The 18,006-nt window shown below is 74.1% G+C and carries 17 protein-coding genes; 4 read left to right on the top strand and 13 right to left on the bottom strand.

Features of this window, described 5'->3' with window-relative positions:
- Nucleotides 1-8 precede the first annotated feature (8 nt).
- Nucleotides 9-479 carry an Lrp/AsnC family transcriptional regulator gene (locus OG335_RS10590; protein ID WP_405010814.1) on the bottom strand — a complete coding sequence of 157 codons (471 nt, stop codon included), beginning with the start codon at nucleotides 477-479 and terminating at the stop codon, nucleotides 9-11.
- A 116-nt stretch (nucleotides 480-595) separates the two neighbouring features.
- Between OG335_RS10590 and OG335_RS10585 the strand changes: the two genes are divergently transcribed.
- Both OG335_RS10585 and OG335_RS10580 read left to right on the top strand, forming a co-directional pair.
- A complete protein-coding gene (locus tag OG335_RS10585; protein ID WP_405010813.1) occupies nucleotides 596-1,219 on the top strand; it encodes a LysE family translocator in 624 nt (207 codons plus the stop codon).
- Nucleotides 1,220-1,314: 95 nt separating this feature from the next.
- Nucleotides 1,315-3,177: an NAD-binding protein gene (locus OG335_RS10580; RefSeq protein ID WP_405010812.1), complete on the top strand. Its 1,863-nt coding sequence runs from the start codon at nucleotides 1,315-1,317 to the stop codon at nucleotides 3,175-3,177.
- Here OG335_RS10580 and OG335_RS10575 read toward each other — a convergent pair.
- The 3 genes from OG335_RS10575 to OG335_RS10565 all read right to left on the bottom strand — a co-directional run bounded on the left by OG335_RS10575 (nucleotide 3,167) and on the right by OG335_RS10565 (nucleotide 5,999).
- Nucleotides 3,167-4,000 carry a VWA domain-containing protein gene (locus tag OG335_RS10575; RefSeq protein WP_405015352.1) on the bottom strand — a complete coding sequence of 278 codons (834 nt, stop codon included), beginning with the start codon at nucleotides 3,998-4,000 and terminating at the stop codon, nucleotides 3,167-3,169. The genes OG335_RS10580 and OG335_RS10575 overlap by 11 nt on opposite strands.
- Before the next feature lie 93 nt (nucleotides 4,001-4,093).
- Entirely contained in the window at nucleotides 4,094-4,870 is a 777-nt protein-coding gene (locus OG335_RS10570; RefSeq protein WP_405010811.1) for an enoyl-CoA hydratase, read from the bottom strand.
- A 106-nt stretch (nucleotides 4,871-4,976) separates the two neighbouring features.
- The gene (locus OG335_RS10565) at nucleotides 4,977-5,999 is read right to left on the bottom strand and encodes an enoyl-CoA hydratase/isomerase family protein (RefSeq protein ID WP_405010810.1); all 1,023 of its coding nucleotides are present in this window, start codon (nucleotides 5,997-5,999) and stop codon (nucleotides 4,977-4,979) included.
- A gap of 87 nt (nucleotides 6,000-6,086) precedes the next feature.
- On the opposite strand from OG335_RS10565, the gene OG335_RS10560 reads away from it, so the two are divergent.
- Nucleotides 6,087-6,692: a hypothetical protein gene (locus OG335_RS10560; RefSeq protein ID WP_405010809.1), complete on the top strand. Its 606-nt coding sequence runs from the start codon at nucleotides 6,087-6,089 to the stop codon at nucleotides 6,690-6,692.
- A gap of 46 nt (nucleotides 6,693-6,738) precedes the next feature.
- Here the strand turns inward: OG335_RS10560 and fahA are convergent, their stop codons facing one another.
- The 7 genes from fahA to OG335_RS10525 all read right to left on the bottom strand — a co-directional run bounded on the left by fahA (nucleotide 6,739) and on the right by OG335_RS10525 (nucleotide 13,945).
- Nucleotides 6,739-7,947 carry a fumarylacetoacetase gene (gene fahA / locus OG335_RS10555; protein ID WP_405010808.1) on the bottom strand — a complete coding sequence of 403 codons (1,209 nt, stop codon included), beginning with the start codon at nucleotides 7,945-7,947 and terminating at the stop codon, nucleotides 6,739-6,741.
- The gene (locus tag OG335_RS10550; protein ID WP_405010807.1) at nucleotides 7,944-8,753 is read right to left on the bottom strand and encodes a hypothetical protein; all 810 of its coding nucleotides are present in this window, start codon (nucleotides 8,751-8,753) and stop codon (nucleotides 7,944-7,946) included. The genes fahA and OG335_RS10550 overlap by 4 nt, the downstream gene beginning before the upstream one ends.
- A complete protein-coding gene (locus OG335_RS10545; RefSeq protein WP_405010806.1) occupies nucleotides 8,750-9,949 on the bottom strand; it encodes a homogentisate 1,2-dioxygenase in 1,200 nt (399 codons plus the stop codon). Before OG335_RS10545 ends, OG335_RS10550 begins: the two co-directional genes overlap by 4 nt.
- A gap of 33 nt (nucleotides 9,950-9,982) precedes the next feature.
- A complete protein-coding gene (gene hppD / locus OG335_RS10540) occupies nucleotides 9,983-11,191 on the bottom strand; it encodes a 4-hydroxyphenylpyruvate dioxygenase (RefSeq protein WP_405010805.1) in 1,209 nt (402 codons plus the stop codon).
- A 152-nt stretch (nucleotides 11,192-11,343) separates the two neighbouring features.
- Entirely contained in the window at nucleotides 11,344-12,642 is a 1,299-nt protein-coding gene (locus OG335_RS10535) for a phosphoribosyltransferase family protein (RefSeq protein WP_405010804.1), read from the bottom strand.
- A 62-nt stretch (nucleotides 12,643-12,704) separates the two neighbouring features.
- Nucleotides 12,705-13,004: a putative quinol monooxygenase gene (locus OG335_RS10530; protein ID WP_405010803.1), complete on the bottom strand. Its 300-nt coding sequence runs from the start codon at nucleotides 13,002-13,004 to the stop codon at nucleotides 12,705-12,707.
- Nucleotides 13,005-13,045: 41 nt separating this feature from the next.
- Complete coding sequence (locus tag OG335_RS10525; protein ID WP_405010802.1) at nucleotides 13,046-13,945, bottom strand: hypothetical protein; 900 nt, start codon at nucleotides 13,943-13,945, stop codon at nucleotides 13,046-13,048.
- Between the two features lie 276 nt (nucleotides 13,946-14,221).
- On the opposite strand from OG335_RS10525, the gene OG335_RS10520 reads away from it, so the two are divergent.
- Nucleotides 14,222-15,565 (top strand): M28 family peptidase, encoded by a 1,344-nt coding sequence (locus OG335_RS10520; protein ID WP_405010801.1) that lies wholly within the window; start codon nucleotides 14,222-14,224, stop codon nucleotides 15,563-15,565.
- A 59-nt stretch (nucleotides 15,566-15,624) separates the two neighbouring features.
- On the opposite strand, the gene OG335_RS10515 is transcribed toward OG335_RS10520, so the two are convergent.
- Both OG335_RS10515 and OG335_RS10510 read right to left on the bottom strand, forming a co-directional pair.
- Nucleotides 15,625-17,343 (bottom strand): acyl-CoA dehydrogenase family protein, encoded by a 1,719-nt coding sequence (locus OG335_RS10515; RefSeq protein WP_405010800.1) that lies wholly within the window; start codon nucleotides 17,341-17,343, stop codon nucleotides 15,625-15,627.
- The gene (locus OG335_RS10510) at nucleotides 17,343-17,915 is read right to left on the bottom strand and encodes a PadR family transcriptional regulator (protein WP_405010799.1); all 573 of its coding nucleotides are present in this window, start codon (nucleotides 17,913-17,915) and stop codon (nucleotides 17,343-17,345) included. Before OG335_RS10510 ends, OG335_RS10515 begins: the two co-directional genes overlap by 1 nt.
- Nucleotides 17,916-18,006: the final 91 nt, after the last annotated feature.

Below are 18,006 nucleotides of genomic sequence, written 5' to 3'. Positions count from 1 at the left end.
GCCGCTCCTCAGGGCAGCCGTTCCGGTACGACCGGCAGGCCGGTGTCGGCCTTCACCCGCTTCATCGTCATCAGCGAGTTGACCTGGGCGATCCCGGGCAGGCCGGAGAGCACGTCCGTCACGAAGCGCTCGTACGCGGCGATGTCGGCGACGGCGATGCGCAGCAGGTAGTCCGGGTCGCCGAAGAGCCGGTGCGCCTCGACGACCTCGGGCAGCCGGGCCACCCGCTGCTCGAACTCGGCGACGGTCGCCCGGTCCTCGTGCCGCATCACGATCGTCACGAACGGCTGGAAGGCGCGGCCCACGGCGGCGCCGTCGAGCAGGGCGCGGTAGCCGGTGATCACGCCGTCCTGCTCCAGCTGCCGCACCCGGCGCAGGCACGGCGAGGGGGTGAGGTCGACCCGCGAGGCCAGCTCGGCGTTGGTGAGGCGGCCGTCCTGCTGGAGCTCGTGGAGGATTCTGCGGTCGGTGCGGTCCATGGCGCAACATTCTGCCTCTGCGGGGCGCTGGACGGCACGAACCGGTCATCGGCTGCCACGCCGCCGCCGCTACCGTCGGTCACCGACACCACCGGCCGCGGACGACACGGGACACCATGCACGCGCACACCCTGCTGCTCTTCCTCGGAGTGGACCTCCTGCTGGTCTGCACCCCCGGACCGGACTGGCTGCACATCGCCGCCCGCGGCCTCGGCCAGGGCCGCCGGGCCGCGCTGCTCGCCGTCGCCGGCGTCTGCGCCGGATACGCCGCGCACACGGCGCTCTCCGCCGCGGGCCTCGCCGCCGCCCTCCGCGCCGTGCCCGCCGCCCTGCCCGTGCTCCGCTGGGCCGGGGCCGCCTATCTCGCCGTCCTCGCGGTGACGATGCTGCTCTCGCTGCGCAGCCGGGGCGGGCGGCTGCCGCGGGCCGTCCCGCAGCCCGACCGGGTGGTGCTCCGGCAGAGCGTGCTGACCGCGCTGCTCAACCCCAAGGGGCTGCTGCTCTACCTCTCCCTCGTCCCGCAGTTCGTCGACCCCGCGGGGGCGCTGCCGGTGAGCGGGCAGGTCGGACTGCTCGGCGCCGTGAACGTGCTGACCTGCGCCGCCGTCTACGGCGCGGTCGCCGTCGCCGCCGGACGCGCGGGCGAACGCCTCGGCGCCGCCCCCGCGGCGGCCCGCCGGATGACGGCCTGCTCCGCCGTGCTCCTCCTCGCCGTCGCCGGGGTCACCGCCGGCGCCTGACCGGCCCTTCCCCGCTGCACCACCGCCGAACTGATCACACGTCATACACCTGGGGGCCGCCCGCAGGACGGGTCCGGCGCATACGATTCGCCGGTATGACGCTGGATGGGCGGGAGAGCCCGCGGGGGGACGGCTACGCCGGGCACTACATCGTGTGCGGGGGCAACGCCCTCGCCCACCGGCTGCTGCAGGAGCTCGTCGAGCACTACGAGGTGCCGGTGGTCGCCGTGGTGCCCGACCGCGAGCAGGACCACGGGCCGCGGATCGGCCGCCTGCCCGGGGTCACGGCCGTGCTGGAGGCCGCATCGGTCACCGAGGAGGTGCTGCGTGCCGCCGGCGTGGACCGCGCGGCGGGCATCGCCCTGATGGACGGCGAGGACCGGCACACCATCCACACCGCGCTCGCCGCGCAGGGCGCCAACCCCGGCATCCGCATCGTGCTGCGGATGTTCAACCAGCGCCTCGGCGAGCACATCGAACGGCTGCTGCCCAACTGCACCGCGCTCTCCGGCTCGGCCACCGCCGCCCCGGCCTTCGCCAGCAGCGCCCTGGGCCGCCCCAACTCCGTCCCGGTCGACGGGCGCTACCTCTACGTCGCGTACGACGAGGACATCCGCGAGGACGGCCGGCTGTGCCTCGCCGCCGACCGCATCGACCGGCAGGACCTCACCCGGCTGCGACTGCTGCCCGACGCGGTCGGCCCCGCCGCCGAGTTCATCGCGCTGGCGCGCCGGATCGGCGACGCCGGACCGCTGCCGCCCGGCACGGCGCCGGCCCCGGCCGAGGCCGCCGGCGGCCTCGCCGCGCTGCAGACGCTCGACAGCGAGCCGCCGCTGCGCATCCCGTGGCGGTCGAGGCTGCGCTGGGCCCTCGTCGACGCCCTGCACTCCGTCACCGGCGTGCGGATGCGCCTGGTGCTCAGCACCGCCCTGGCGGCCGTCCTGCTGAGCACCGCCGTGCTCTACCTCGGCCACCGCGACCTCGGCTGGACCCTCTACCTCGCCCTGCTCGACCTCGCGGGCGCCGCCCAGCCGGACACCCCCGGCGCGGGCGGCCCCGGCGGGCCCTGGGCGCGGATCGCCCAGGTCGTCATCACCTTCTGCGGCATCACCTTCATGCCACTGGCCACCGCGATCGTGGTGGAGGCGCTCGCCAGCGGACGCCGCGGCGTGCCGCGCGGGCCGAGCGCGGGGGTGCGCGGGCACGTCGTGGTGGTGGGGCTGGGCAGTGTCGGCATCCGGGTCGCCACGCTCGTCCACGAGACCGGGGTGCCGGTGGTCTGCGTCGAACGCGACCCGCAGGCCCGCGGCATCGCCGCCGTCCGTGCGCTCGGCATCCCCGTGCTGGTCGGCGACGCCCCGCTGGCGAGCCAGCTGCGCAGCGCCCGGATCCACCACGCCCGCGCGCTGGCCGCGGTGACGAGCGACGACGCGGCCAACCTGGAGGCCGCGCTGGAGGCCCGCGCGGTCCGCCCGGACGTGCGGATCGTCGTGCGGCTCTTCGACGACGACTTCGCGCACCACGTGTACGCGACGCTCGGCGACGTCGCCTCGCGCTCGGTCTCCTACCTCTCCGCCCCGGCGTTCGCCGCCGCCCTGATGGGACGCGAGGTGCTCGGCACGCTCTCGGTCTACCGCCACGTGCTGCTCGTCGCCGAGCTGGCCGCCGACGCGGGCTCCGGCCTGGTCGGGGCCGACCTGCACGCCGTCGAACGGCCGGGCGGGGTGCGGGTGCTCGGGGTGCGGCTCGCCCGCCGCCCCGGCGACGTGCAGTGGAACGTCGCCGACCGGTCCCGCCGCCTGGTGGCCGGTGACCGGATCGTCGTCGCCGCGACGCGCAGCGGGCTCGCCCGGATCGTCGGCCCCGCGCAGCCGGTGCCGTCCGCCGTGCCACCGGCGGTGCCGCCGTCCGTGCCGCCGCCCGCCGGTCCGCCGGACGGCGCCCCGGTCAGTCGGTGAGGACGCCCTCCGCCCGCGCCGCGGCCAGCCACGCCGGGTACGCGGCGAGCAGCCGCTCGTACAGCGCGTCGTCGGCCAGCGACCGCGGATGCCGGCCGGTGGCGCAGAACCCGGCGTTCGGGGTGGCCCGGCCGCCGGCGTCCGGCAGCGAGCGCAGGAAGCGGAAGTGCGTGGCGTCGTGCTCCCCGAACCCGAGGAACTGCCAGAAGACCGGCAGCCCCGACGACTCCCGCAGGAGCGTGAGCACCGCCTTCTTGTCGAAGGCGGCGCCGTCGGTCTGGAAGATCACGAACGCCGGGTCGGTGGCGCCGCAGCTCCGGTAGTGCGCCAGCACCGCCCGCATCGCGGGCGCGTACCGGGTGCCGCCGAACTGCGCGCCCACGGCCTTCCGCACCTGCTCGACCGCGCCGGTGTGCCGGCCGATCAGCACCTCCTGCGGCTCGTACGCGCGGTCGTTGAAGAGCACCACCGGCACGCTGCCGTCGTCGTCGAGGTTGGCGGAGAGCGCGAGCGACTGCTCGGCGAGACGCTGCACCGAACCGTCGCGGTAGAGGGCGCTCATCGACGCGGAGTGGTCGAGCACCAGGTAGACGGCGGCGCGGCGGCCGTCCAGGCCCTGCTTGCGCAGCGAGACACCGGCGGCCTTGTAGAGCGACACCAGAGCGGGCGCGGTCGCCCGGAGCTTCGTCAGGTCGATCGCCGGGCCCGCGGCCGCGACGTCGCGTGCCGGGCGCCCCGGGGCCTCGGGCGCGGCCTCTGCCGGGCGCGCCGCGGTGGCGGCCCCGGCTGCGGTGCCGGCGGTACGCCGACGACGACGGAACATCCACACGGGCAGGCTCCTCGGTCTCGTCCGGCCTGCGATCGTCGCAGCACCCGGCCCGGCGGGCAAGGGACCGCCCGCCGGGCCGGCGCACCGTCAGCGGTGGCGGAACTCCGGGGCGCGCTTCTCGGCGAAGGCGCTCATGCCCTCCTTCTGGTCCGCGGTCGCGAACGCGGCGTGGAACAGCCGCCGTTCGAAGCGCACCCCCTCGGCGAGGGTCGTCTCGAACGCCCGGTTGACGCTCTCCTTCATCATCACCGCGGCCGGGGCCGACATCGCGGCGACGGTCGCGGCGGTGGCCATCGCCTCGTCGAACAGGTCCGCCGCCGGGACGATCCGGGAGACCAGGCCGGCCCGCTCGGCCTCCTCCGCGCCCATCATCCGGCCCGTCAGGCAGAGCTCCATCGCCTTGGCCTTGCCGACCGCGCGGGTCAGGCGCTGCGAGCCGCCGATGCCGGGGATGACACCGAGCTTGATCTCCGGCTGGCCGAACTTCGCGGTGTCCGCGGCGAGCAGGATGTCGCACAGCATGGCCAGCTCGCAGCCGCCGCCGAGCGCGTAGCCGGCGACCGCGGCGACCACCGGAGTGCGCAGCCGTCCGAGGGTGTCCCACGGGCCGAGCCAGTCGTCCAGGTAGACGTCGGGGAAGCGGTTGTCCTGCATCTCCTTGATGTCGGCCCCGGCCGCGAAGGCCTTCTCCGACCCGGTGATCACCAGACAGCCGATGCCGGGGTCCCGGTCGAACGCGGTGGCGGCGTCGACCACCTCGTTCATCAGCTGCGCGTTGAGCGCGTTGAGCGCCTTCGGCCGGTTGAGCGTGATCACCCCGACCCGGTCCCTGCGGTCCACCAGGATCGTCCCGTACTCGGTCATCGTCGTTGACTCCCTTCGCTGCGCCGCTGCCCGGCGCCTGCCCTGACGGTGCCTACGATCGCCGACCGACCGGTCGGTGCGCCAGTACCGCCGGTCGAGACGGGCGTCACGCCGTGCCGAGCACCGGGCCCGCGGCGAAGTAGCGGTCGACGTCGGCCGGGGTGACCTCGGCGAGCGAGGCCGGCTTCCAGTGCGGGTCGCGGTCCTTGTCGACGACCTGGGCGCGGATGCCCTCGACGAGGTCGTGCGAGTCCAGCGCGGCGCAGGAGACCGTGTACTCCTGCTCCAGGGTCTCCGCGAGGGTGCGGTGCGCGCGGGCCCGGCGCAGCGCGGCGAGGGTGACCTTCAGCGCGGTGGGCGACTTGGCGCGGATCTCCCGGGCGGCCTCCGCCGCGCCGGCGCCGCCGTCGGCGTCGAGCCGGGCCAGGATCTCCTCCACGCTCCCGGCGGCGTAGCAGGTGTCGATCCAGCCGCGCTGCGCGGCGAGCCCGGCGGCGGGTGCCTCCGCGGCGTACGCGGCGAGGGCCTCGCCGGGGGTCAGGGCGGCCAGGGCCGCGGTGAACTCCGGCAGGGCCGCCGCGGGCACGAAGTGGTCGGCGAAGCCGCAGAGCAGGGCGTCGCCCGGGCCCATCGCGGCGGCGGTGAGCGCGAGGTGGGTGCCGAGCTCGCCGGGGGCGTGGGCGAGCAGGTGGCTGCCGCCGACGTCCGGCATCAGGCCGATGCGGGTCTCCGGCATGGCCACCGTGGTGCGTTCGGTGACGACGCGCACGCCGCCGTGCGCGGAGAGGCCGACGCCGCCGCCCATGGTGATGCCGTCCATCACGGCCACGTACGGCTTGGGGTAGCGGGAGATCTGCAGGTTCAGCCGGTACTCGTCGGCGAAGAACACCCGGGCCTGCGCGCCGCCCGCCCTGGCGTCGTCGTGCAGCGCCCGGATGTCGGCGCCCGCGCAGAGCCCGCGCTCGCCGGCGCCGGTCAGCACGACGGCGGCGACGCCGTCGTCGTCCGCCCAGGCGGTGAGGGTGTCGCGGATGCCGAGCACCATGGCGTGGGTGAGCGCGTTGAGGGCCTTCGGCCGGTCGAGGACGATCCGGCCGGCCAGGCCGTCGCGGCGGAACTTCACTGTCATGCGTTACTCCTGTCGTGCGGGCGGTCCGGCTGACACGATAGGTGCGGGGGTGGCCCGTGGGGGGCGCCGGAGGGCGTGGGGGAAGACATGGACTTCGTGGATGTCGTGGTGGCGGTCGGAGTGATCGGGCTGCTGCTGCGCGGGTTGCTGCGGCGCGGCTTCACGTCGGGGTCGGTGCTGCTGGCGCTGGTGTTCGGCGGCCTCGGCCTGTGGCGGGGGCTGGGCCCGGGGCCCGGTTGGCTGGTCTGGCCGGCCGTCGCGCTGGTGGCGGTCACGGTGATCGAGTTCGTCGCCGCCGGCATCATGGGGTCGCGGCTGCCGCGCCTGCCCATGACCGAGGTGAAGGCGCAGCTCCTCGCGGACTCCCGCAGTGCCGACGGGCGGCGGCAGTTGACACTGGCCGTGGCCCCCGGTGGCGCGGTGATGATGTTCGGTGTCTGGCCGGACCGCGCGAGCCGGGACGCCGTGATGCCGGGCGGCGGCTGCCCGGTCTGCCTCGTGGAGGAGGTGACGGCCGAGCTGGCCGGTCCGGACACGGAGGCACTGGCCGGCTACCGCCGCGACCGGGCTGCCGGGACGAACCGGCTGGTCGTGCTGACCCGCCGCGACGACGACGGCTGGGACGCGGCCCTGGAGCCGGTGCAGGGCTCGCCGAAGCCGTTCCGCACGGCGGGCTGCCCGGTCCACGGCTGAACCGGGCGGCCCACCGGCGGGGAAGGGGCACGGGCCGTGGCGCGGGTCAGGGCAGGATCCGCCCGGTGACCTCGCCGAAGCCGATCCGGGTGCCGTCGGGACCGGGGGCGGTGGCGGTGATGGTGACCTCGTCGCCGTTCTCCAGGAAGGTGCGGGTGGTGCCGTCGGCGAGCTTGACGGGGTGCTCGCCGTTCCAGGTGAGCTCGATGAGGGCGCCGCGGCCCTCCGGCTCGGGGCCGCTGACGGTGCCGGAGGCGTAGAGGTCGCCGGTGCGCAGGGAGGCGCCGTTGGCGGTGAGGTGGGCGAGCTGCTGCGCGGCCGTCCAGTACATCGCGGCGAACGGCGGCCGGCTGACGACGTGGCCGTTGAGGGCGACCTCCAGGGCGATGTCGAGGCCCCACGGCTCGCCCTCGCGGTCGTCGAGGTAGTCGAGCGGGTCGACGTCGCGGTGGGGCGGGACGACGCGGGCCTGCTCCAGGGCGTCCAGCGGCACCACCCACGGCGAGACGGAGGTGGCGAACGACTTGCCGAGGAACGGGCCGAGCGGCACGTACTCCCACGCCTGGATGTCGCGCGCGGACCAGTCGTTGAGCAGGCACACGCCGAAGACGTGCTCGCGGAAGCCGCTGAGCGGCACCCGGCTGCCGAGCTCGCTGGGCGTGCCGACGACGAAGCCGATCTCGGCCTCGATGTCGAGGCGGCGGGTCGGCCCGAACGACGGCAGCGGGTCGGCGGGGGCCTTCCGCTGGCCGTGCGGCCGGACGATCGGCGTGCCGGAGACGACCACCGTGCCCGCGCGGCCGTGGTAACCGATCGGCAGGTGCTTCCAGTTGGCGGTCAGCGCGTCCTGGCCGGGGCGGAAGATCCGGCCCAGGTTGGTGGCGTGGTGCTCGGAGGCGTAGAAGTCGACGTAGTCCGCGACCTCGAACGGCAGGTGCAGGTCCACGGCGTGCAGCGGCAGCAGGCACGGGGCGACGGCCGGCCGGTGCGCCTCGTCGGTCAGCCACGCGGTCAGCGCCCCGCGGACCTCCCGCCAGGTGCGGTGCCCGGCCGCCATCAGCGGGTTGAGCGAGTCGGCGTCGAGCAGGACGGACGGCGCGCCGACCGCGCGCGCGGCGGCGCCCGCGTCCAGCACGCGGTCGCCGATGCGGACGCCGATCCGGCGGCTGCCGGGCCGGTCGTCGGCGGTGAAGACGCCGTACGGCAGGGCGTGCACGCCGTACAGGGAGTCCTGCGGGATGGCGAGCCAGGTCAACGGTCCTCCAGCGGTGGTGGGCGGAGCAGGCCGAGGTCGGCCAGGTCGGCGAGCGGTTCGTCGATGCTGCAGGTGCCGAACGACGTGAACGCGCCGCGCACGGAGCGCACCTGCGTGTCCGTCAGCTCGGTGGCCGCCTTCGCGAGGAGGGGTCCGGAGCGCTCGGCGAGCGCCTCCGCCGCGGCCGCCCGGTCGTCTCCGGCGGCCGCGGCGAGCAGCACGTTGAGGAAGCCGTGATGGACGGAGCCGGTCACCGGGTCGGTGTGCCGCACCGCGTGGTGCAGGCCGGCCGTGCACTTGAAGGGGAGGCCGCGCTCGGCGCATCCCGCCAGGAACCCGGCCAGCTCCGCGACGGAGGGGAAGGCGTCGGCGGTGAGCCCGCCGGTGCGGTACTTCGCCCGGTACGGCGTGCCGGTGAGGGCGTCGAGCGAGGCCTCGGTCCGTCCGTCGCGGGGGAGTTCGACGGCGGCGCCGATGCCGGGCGGCAGTTCGGCGCCGAGCTGCGCCACGGTGGCGGCCACGTCGGTGGTGGCGATCTCCAGGCCCGTCACGTCGAGCCCGGCGGCCTCCGCGAGTGCCGCGGCCGGGCCCGTACTGCCCCCCGGCAGTACCAGCCCGACCGGCAGCCCGCGGCCCGACCGCACCAGGGCGGGCAGCAGGGCGGGCCCGCAGAGCAGGGGGCCGACCGTGTCCGCGTACCAGGCGGTGCGGTGCCGCCGGTGGGCGGGCACGGCCTCGTCGAGGGGCAGGTCGCCGGGCGGGAAGACCGCGGCGTCGTCGAAGAGTCCGCGGAAGAGGGGGGTCACCGGCCCGGCCCCCGCCCGCCGGACCACGACCAGGGGTAGCCCGGGTCCTCGGTCGCGGTGCCGCCCTCGCCGAGCTCCAGCGGGCGGAACGTGTCGACCATGACGGCGAGTTCGTCGAAGAACTCGGCGCCGATGGATCGCTCGTAGGCGCCCGGCTGCGGGCCGTGGGTGTGCCCGCCGGGGTGCAGCGAGATCGAGCCCTGGCCGATGCCGGAGCCCTTGCGGGCCTCGTAGTCTCCGCCGCAGTAGAACATCACCTCGTCGCTGTCGACGTTGGCGTGGTAGTACGGCACCGGGATCGACAGCGGGTGGTAGTCGACCTTGCGCGGCACGAAGTTGCAGATCACGAAGTTGGTGCCCTCGAAGACCTGGTGGGCCGGCGGCGGCTGGTGGATCCGCCCGGTGATCGGTTCGAAGTCGGCGATGTTGAAGGCGTACGGATAGAGGCAGCCGTCCCAGCCGACCACGTCGAAGGGGTGGTGCGGCACGGTGTAGCGGGTGCCGACGACGCCGTGCGGCCCGCGGTGCTTGACCAGCACGTCGACGTCCGCGCCGTCCACCAGCAGCGGCCCGGCCGGCCCGCGCAGGTCGCGCTCGCAGTAGGGCGCGTGCTCCAGCAGCTGCCCGAACCGCGAGAGGTAGCGCTTGGGCGGGGTGATGTGGCTGTTGGCCTCGATGCAGTACGCGCGCAGCGGGCCGTCGCCGGTGGGCACCCAGCGGTGCGTGGTGGCCCGCGGGATGATCACGTAGTCGCCCGGGCCCACCTCCAGGATGCCGAAGACGGTCTCCACGGAGGCGCTGCCGGACTCCACGTACACGCACTCGTCGCCGAGCCCGTTGCGGTAGAGCTCGCTCGGGGCGCCGGCGACGGCGTACGAGATGCGCACGTCGGCGTTGCCGAGCACGAGGCGGCGGCCGGCCACCACGTCGGTGCCCTTCCACTCCTCGCCGAAGAGCCGGTGCAGCTTCAGGTGGCGGGGGAGCAGGGGGTGGTTCGGCGTGGTGGCCTGGTCCGGCAGCTCCCACGGGCGGGCGTCGACGACCGCCGAGGGGATGCCCCGGTGGTAGAGCAGGGAGGAGTCCGAGGTGAAACCCTCCTCGCCCATCAACTCCTCGTAGTACAGCCCGCCTTCGGGTGTGCGGTGCTGGGTGTGCCGCTTGCGCGGGATGTCGCCGAGCTGCCGGTAGTGCGCCATCGTGGGATCTCCTCGGGGCTCAGGGGTCGTGGCTCAGAGGTTGCCGCGCTTGTCCTGCTCGCGCTCGATCGCCTCGAAGAGCGCCTTGAAGTTGCCCTTGCCGAAGCCGAGCGAGCCGTGCCGTTCGATGAACTCGTAGAAGACGGTGGGCCGGTCGCCGATCGGCTTGGTGAAGATCTGCAGCAGGTAGCCGTCCTCGTCGCGGTCGACGAGGATGCCGCGGCTCTTCAGCTCCCCGATCGGCACGCGGACCTTGCCGATCCGCTCCCGCAGCTCCGGGTCGTCGTAGTACGAGTCCGGGGTGTTGAGGAACTCGACGCCGCGCGAGCGCAGCACGTCGACGGTGGTGAGGATGTCGTTGGTGGCGAGGGCCATGTGCTGGCAGCCGGCGCCGGTGTAGAACTCCAGGTACTCGTCGATCTGCGACTTCTTCTTCGCGATCGCGGGCTCGTTCAGCGGGAACTTCACCCGGTGGTTGCCGCTCGCGACGACCTTCGACATGAGGGCGGAGTAGTCGGTGGCGATGTCGTCGCCGACGAACTCGGCCATGTTCACGAAGCCCATCACCCGGTTGTAGAACGAGACCCACTCGTTCATCCGGCCGAGCTCCACGTTGCCGACCGCGTGGTCGAGCGCCTGGAAGAGCCGCCGCGGCGCGCCCTCCGGCCGCTGCACCCGGGACTCGGCGACGACGTAGCCGGGCAGGTACGGCCCCCGGTAGCGGGAGCGGTCGATCAGGGTGTGCCGGGTCTCGCCGTAGGTGGCGACGGCGGCGCGGCGCACGGTGCCGTTGGCGTCGGAGACGTCGTTCGGCTCCTCCAGGATCACGGCGCCCTGGGCGCGGGCGTGCGCGATGCACTTGTCGACGTCCGGCACCTCCAGCGCGAGGTCGACGACGCCGTCGCCGTGGCGGCGGTGGTGGTCGAGCAGCGGACTGTCGGGGGAGACCCCGCCCTTGATCACGAAACGGCAGGAGCCGGAGCGCAGCACGAACGCCTTGCGGTCGCGGCGGCCGGTCTCGGGGCCGGAGTAGGCGACCAGCTCCATGCCGAACACGGCCTGGTAGAACTGCGCCGTCTGGGTGGCGTTGCCGACGACGAACACCACCGCGTCCTGCGCGGTGACCGGGAAGGGATCGCCCGCGGGGTCGTGCTCGACCAGCCCGACGAGGGTGCGCAGCTGCTCGGCGTCGAGCCCGGCCTCCAGCTCCTCGGGGGTGAGTTCCACGGCGTTGGCGGTCATCGGTGCTCCTCCACGTTGAGGTTCTCCGCACCGCGGGGGGTGGGGCGGTTGCGGTTGCGCTGAGAATGCCCGCGGTCGGGGGGTTGGGCAACAGCGGCGGTCCGCACTGATCAATGTGTACAGAATGAGCAGGTCGCCGGGGTCAGGGCTGGTCAGGTTGTCCAGTCGGTGACGGCCGTGGCGAGACACCTGTCGAACCACTGTGCGGCCAGCCCGGAGACGGCCGCCAGCGCACCCGGCTCCTCGAAGAGGTGCGTGGCCCCCGGGACGACGGCCAGCTCGTGCTCGCACCGCAGCGCGTCCGCGGCCCGCCGGTTGAGCTCCAGCACGGCGGTGTCCGCGCCGCCGACGATCAGCAGGGTGGCGGCGGTGACCTCGGGCAGCCGGTCGCCCGCGAGGTCGGGCCGCCCGCCGCGGGAGACCACCGCGGCCACCGGCAGGCCGGGTTCGGCGGCCGCCCACAGGGCCGCCGCCGCGCCGGTGCTGGCCCCGAAGTAGCCGACGGGCAGCCCGGTGCAGTCCGGCCGTGCGGTGACCAGCCGGGTCACGGCGGCGAGCCGGCCGCCGAGCAGGACGGGGTCGAAGACCTTCGCCCGGTCGGGCTCCTCCTCCGGTGTCAGCAGGTCGAGCAGCAGGGTGCCGAGACCGGCCCGGCGGAGCTCGCCGGCCACGTGGCGGTTGCGCGGACTGTGCCGGCCGCTGCCGCTGCCGTGCGCGAACAGCACCAGCCCGACGGCGTCCGGGGGCACCGCGAGGGTGCCGCGCAGGTCGGCGCCGCCGGCGTCCAGGGTGATCTCCGTGCCGTCGGCCGGACGGGCGGTCGCGGCCTCGTGCAGCAGCCGTTCCACCTCGGCGTCGGAGGTCTGGGTGAAGTCCCGGTAGAACTCGCCGATCGCCCGGAACCGGGCGGGCGTGTGGGGGCACACCAGCGCGTCGGCGTCGGGGCCGAGCCGCCGCGCCCAGTCCGCGGGGGCGACCGGTACGGCCAGCACCACGCGGGCCGCCCCGCGGGCCCGGACGATCCGGCAGGCCGCGAGCGCCGTCGAGCCGGTCGCCACGCCGTCGTCGACGACGATGACGGTGCGCCCGCGTACGGCGACCGGGGCCCGGCCGCGGCGGTAGCGGGTGGCCCGGCGCTCCAGCTCGGCGCGCTCGCGGCGCTCGACCTCGGCGAACTGCCCGGCGGTCACCCGGGCGCCGTGCACCACCGCCTCGTTGACGACCCGGGTGCCGCCCTCGCCGATGGCGCCCATGCCCAGCTCCGGCTGGGCGGGCACCCCGAGTTTGCGGATCACGCAGATGTCGAGCGGCGCGCCCAGCGCCCGGGCCACCGGCGCGGCGACGGGCACGCCGCCGCGCGGCAGGGCCACCACGACCGGGTCGGCGTCACGCCAGCGCTCCACTTCGGCCGCCAGTCGACGGCCCGCTTCCTCGCGGTCGGTGTAGTACATGGCTGACCTCTCCATGTCCACCGTACGTCCGGGGGCGGGCCCGGCGGCCGGCTCCGCCGCGCCTACGGCAGGGCGGCGGCCAGCAGGTCGAGCCGGCGGATGTCGGGCGGTGCGGCGAGCAGCCGCGGGGCGGCCTCCATGAGCGCCGCGGCGATCGGGCCCTGCAGGTGCGCCTGCCGGCCCTGCTCGTCGTCGAAGGTGTCAAAGATGCCGAACACCGTCGTGCTCTCCCGGAACGCGTACCAGGTGCGGGTCTCCACCTCCTGCTGGGCGAGCGGCAGCGCGCCGAGCAGCAGCTCGGCGACGGCCTCGGCGTGTTCGGGCTTCGCCTCGATGCGGGCGAGCAGGGCGACGGGGGGCATGGCGGACCTCCTGGAGGGTGGACGGGTGCTGTCGGGGGTGCTCAGGCGTGCCGGGCGAAGTCCGTCAGCGACACGGTGTACTCGCCGGTGTCCCGGGCGTGGCGCACGCAGTAGGCCTGCGGGTACCAGCCGGGCACCTGCCAGGCCTGCGGCTGCTTGACCGGGCGGCAGGCGGTGTCCGGGTCGGCGTCCTCGGCGGCCCGGAGGTCGGCGAGGGCGATCATCGGCTCCAGGAAGGTGATCCGGGCGTCGTAGGCGCCGTAGACGAACGTCCGGGTGAAGCCGTGCCCGTGCCACTCCTCGCCGGTGGGGTCGGTGAGGTGGTTGCCCATGGCGACCTGGGCGAGGCCCTTGTCGGCGTAGTCGCGCGGGAGGTACTCCGGGGCGAGCGGCCGGGTGGCGGTGGCGTAGTCGGCGCAGTCGACGAGGATGCCGCAGGGGCCGGGACGGATGGCCTGCCGTTCGCCGTCGGGCCGCAGGTAGAAGTGCACGTCGAGGTGGGGGTGGTCGTAGACGTGCGGGGGGCCGTGGCCGGCCGGGTCCCAGTCGAGCAGGGCGAAGGTGAGCGGCATGCCGGGCAGGCCGCGCAGGGCCCGGGGCAGGTCGAGGGGGTACTCGTGGCCGCCGGCGCACTCCTTCGCCGGGTCGGTGCGGCCGTCGCCGTCCCGGTCGAAGCAGTGCCGGCCGTCGTTGGGTGCGGTGGGCAGCCCGTCGAGGGCGTCGCGGGTGAGGGCGACGCCGATCTCGACGGGGGTGTCGCCGCGCAGCCGGGCGTAGGTGTGCGCGGCGCCGTGGCCGAAGGGCACGGGGCGCCCGTAGGCGGTGCGCAGGCGGGGTGCGGCGGCGGCCGGGGCGGCGGGGAGCAGGGCCGCGGCGAGGAGCGCGGCGGCGAGCAGTCGGCGGAGCGGGCGGGTCGGGCGGCGGTGCGGGTGCGGCGGCATGCCGGAGGCCTTTCGTGCGGGGGCACTGTTCGCCACTGTGCCGGGCGCGGCCCGGGGCGGCCCGGGGTGCTGCTCCGTCCGGGGGCGTGGCGGTGACGGCGCGTCAGTCCGTGGCGGGTTCCGGCCGTTGGCGGGAGCCCGTCCGGGCGGACGTCTTGACGGTCCCTTGACCTGGGCCAGATCATCATGACCGCGTCAATGTGTGCCGTCCGCCCACCCCACATGGGCGGCATGCCGTCAGGTCCCGTTCTGCCCCACCGGAATCCGGAGTCCTACGTGTCCGAGCATGCCCACCGGCGTGCGCAGCGGCGATCCCGCCTGCGCAGTTCCGCCGCGATCCTCGCCGCTGCCGCCGCCGCGGCCGCAACCCTCCTCGCGCCGAGCGCCTCGGCGCGCCCGGCCCCCGCGCCGGCCGCCCTCGCCGCCGCGCCCGACATCCCCGTCGCCAACGTCAAGGCGCACCTGGCCCAGCTGCAGTCCATAGCCACCGCCAACGGCGGCAACCGGGCGCACGGGAAGACCGGTTACAAGGCGTCGATCGACTACGTGAAGGCCAAGCTGGACGCGGCGGGCTACACCACGACGCTCCAGACCTTCACCTACAACAGCGCGACCGGCTACAACCTGATCGCCGACTGGCCCGGCGGTGACACCTCGCACGTCGTCATGGCCGGTGCCCACCTGGACTCCGTCACCGGCGGGCCGGGCATCAACGACAACGGCTCCGGCTCCGCCGGCATCCTGGAGACCGCCCTGGCCGTCTCGCGGGCCGGCCTGGCGCCCACCAAGCACCTGCGGTTCGGCTGGTGGGGCGCCGAGGAGTACGGCATGATCGGCTCCACGAAGTACGTCAACGGCCTTGCCGCGGCCGACCGTTCGAAGATCGAGGCGTACCTCAACTTCGACATGATCGGCTCGCCGAACCCGGGCTACTTCGTCTACGACGACAACACCAAGCTCGACACCCTCTTCAAGACCTACTTCTCCGGGCTCGGTGTCGCCACCGAGCCCGAGACGGAGGGCGACGGGCGGTCCGACCACGCGCCGTTCAAGAACGCGGGCATCGCGGTCGGCGGTCTCTTCAGCGGTGCGGACTACATCAAGACCAGTGCCCAGGCGACCAAGTGGGGCGGCACCTCGGGTGTGGCGTTCGACCGCTGCTACCACTCCTCCTGCGACACCTCGGCGAACATCAACGACACCGCGCTCGACCGGATGACCGACGCCGTCGCGTACGCGATCTGGACGCTCGGCACCGAGACCGCCCCGCCGCCCGGCACGGTCTTCGAGAACACCACCGACGTGGCCATCCCGGACGCGGGCGCCGCCGTGACCTCCTCGGTCACCGTCAGCGGGATCACCGGCAACGCGCCCGCCGCGCTCCCGGTCGGCGTCGTCATCAAGCACCCGTACCGCGGCGACCTGGTGATCGACCTGGTGGCCCCGGACGGCAGCACCTACCGGCTGAAGAGCTCCAGCAGCGACTCCGGCGACGACGTCAACACCACCTACACCGTCAACGCCTCCTCGGAGGTCGCCAACGGCGTCTGGAAGCTGAAGGTGCAGGACGTCGGCGCGCAGGACGTCGGCAACATCGACAGCTGGAAGCTGACCTTCTGACGGAGCGCCGGCCGAAGGGGGAGGGGGCGCCGGGATCCGGCACCCCCTCCCGCCGCGTGCTACGGCCGCATCTCGTAGGCGCCCGACAGCGTCTCGACCTGCGCCCACATCCGCTCGGCGCGGTCGGCGTCCGCGACCGGGCGGCGCACGTGCGCCAGCGCCCAGGCGGCCTGCTCCTCCGTGGTGGAGGCCTTGCCGTGCAGCTCGGTGGCGTGCGCGGAGAAGTCCCGCACCAGGGCGTCGAAGATCTGGTCCAGCACGTCCCGGCCGTCGACGGACGCGGTCAGGCCGGTCAGCTCGGCCTGCTCCAGCACCAGCTGGCCGTAGACGACGAGCGCGAAGAGCTGGCCGATCTCCAGCAGGAAGTCGAGGTCCTGCTGCTGGTCGGCGCTCGGGGCGTGGGTGAGCAGCAGGGTGCACAGGCCGTCGGCCTGCTCGCGGAACCGGGCGACGTTCGGCACGGAGGCGTGCGCGTCGTAGGCGGTGCGCCAGTCGTGGAAGCGGATCGCGCCCAGGCCGCGTGCCGGGCCCTGCGCGAAGAGGAAGGTGTCGTCCGCGGCGTCGACCCGGGTCGGCACCGGCGCGAACTCCGCCGGGGCGAAGAGGTAGTTGCCCATGAACTTGAGGATCAGCGCGAGGTTGACGTGGACGGTGCCCTCCAGCTTCGGCAGGCCGCGGATGTCCTTGGCGGCCTTGTCGAAGTAGGTGTCCGCCTCGAAGCCCTTGGCCGCGATGACGTCCCACATCAGGTCGATGACCTTCTCGCCCTCCGTGGTGACCTTCATCTTGGTCATCGGGTTGAAGAGCAGGTAGCGGCGGTCGTCCGCCGTCGCGGTGCGGAAGTAGTCCACGGCCCGCGCGCTGAACATCTTCATCGCCGCCAGGCGGGCGTACGCGTCGGTCAACTCCCGCTTGACGTGCGGGAAGGCGGTGACCGGCCGGCCGTACAGCACCCGGTTGTGCGCGTGCGTGACGGCCTCGTACATCGCGTGCTCGCAGATGCCGATCGAGGCGGTGCAGAGGTTGAACTTGCCGACGTTGACGGTGTTGAGTGCCGCGTCGAAGGCGGCCCCGCCGGTGTGCAGCACGTCCTCCGCGCGCACCGGGTACTCCTCCAGGCGGAACTCGCTGACGTACATCTGCGCGTTCACGACGTTCTTCACCAGGTGGTACGCGTCGTGCCGGCTGTCGGCGGCGAAGAACACGTACCCCTCGGGGCCGTCCACGTCGGAGCGGCGGCCGAAGACGGAGACCAGGCCGGCGACGTTGCCGTTGCCGATGTAGTACTTGGAGCCGGTGGCGGTGAAGCCGCCCTCGCCGTCCGGGGTGAGGATCATGTCGGTGGAGTAGATGTCGGCGCCGTGGCTGCGCTCGGAGAGGCCGAACGCCATCACGTGGCCCTCGGTCAGCAGCTTCGCGGCGCGGGCCCGCACGGCCTCGTTCCCGCTCTGCCAGACCGGGCCGAGGCCGAGGACGGTGACCTGCCAGGTGTACCAGTAGCCGAGGCCGTAGAAGCCGAGGATCTCGTTGAGCTCGGCGATCCGGGCGGTGTCCCAGCGCTTCGCCGGATCGGCCGAGGACGGCGTCAGGAACTCCGCGAACAGCCCCTCCTTCGCGGCGAACTCCAGGAAGTCCCCGTACCAGGACCGGTCGACGTACGTGTCGATCAGGGCCTTCTTGCCGCGCGACTCGAACCAGTCGACGGTCGCGCGCAGCAGCCGGCGGGTGGTGTCGTCGAACTGCGCGGGGTCGTAGGTGCGCGGGTTGAACAGCATCATCAGGTCCCAGGGGTCGAGGGTGTCGAGGGCGGGGTGCCGAGGCGGTGCAGGGTGGCGAGCACGTCGTCCAGCCAGGCGAGGATCATCCGCTCGTACTCGATGCCGCCGCGCAGCACCACGTGCTGGAGGCGCTGTGCGTCGTCGAGGGCGTCCGGGTCGGGGAAGTCGCGCTGCTCGCCGGTGAGGTAGCGGGCGAGGAGGGCGGCGTGGTCGGCGCGGTGCCGTTCGACCTCGGGCACGAGCGCCGCCGGGTCGTCGAACGCCGCGGCCCGGATCTTCACGGCGAGCTCGTGCCGGACGGTCTCCGGTTCGACGGGCTCGCGCAGCCAGCCGACCAGGACGCCGCGCCCGGCGGCGGTGGCCGAGTAGACCTTCTTGTCCGGCCGGGTGTCCTGGGCGACCGCCTCGACGGCGACCCAGCCGTCCGTCTCCATCCGCCGCAGCACCCGGTAGATCTGCTGGTGGGTGGCGGTCCAGAAGCGCCCGATGGAACGGTCGAACCGGCGTGCCAGCTCGTAGCCCGAGCCGGGCTGCTCCAGGAGGGAGACGAGGATCGCGTGCTCCAGTGCCATGACGGCATCCTGCTATGCACCAAGTTGCATATGCAACGGGGTGCACAGGCCCTGAGACGCACCTCACGTGTCGGCGCGGCGCGCCAGAATG

Source organism: Kitasatospora sp. NBC_01539 (assembly GCF_045040525.1).
Classification (GTDB): Bacteria; Actinomycetota; Actinomycetes; order Streptomycetales; family Streptomycetaceae; genus Kitasatospora.
This window is presented reverse-complemented; position numbering and strand designations above follow the sequence as displayed.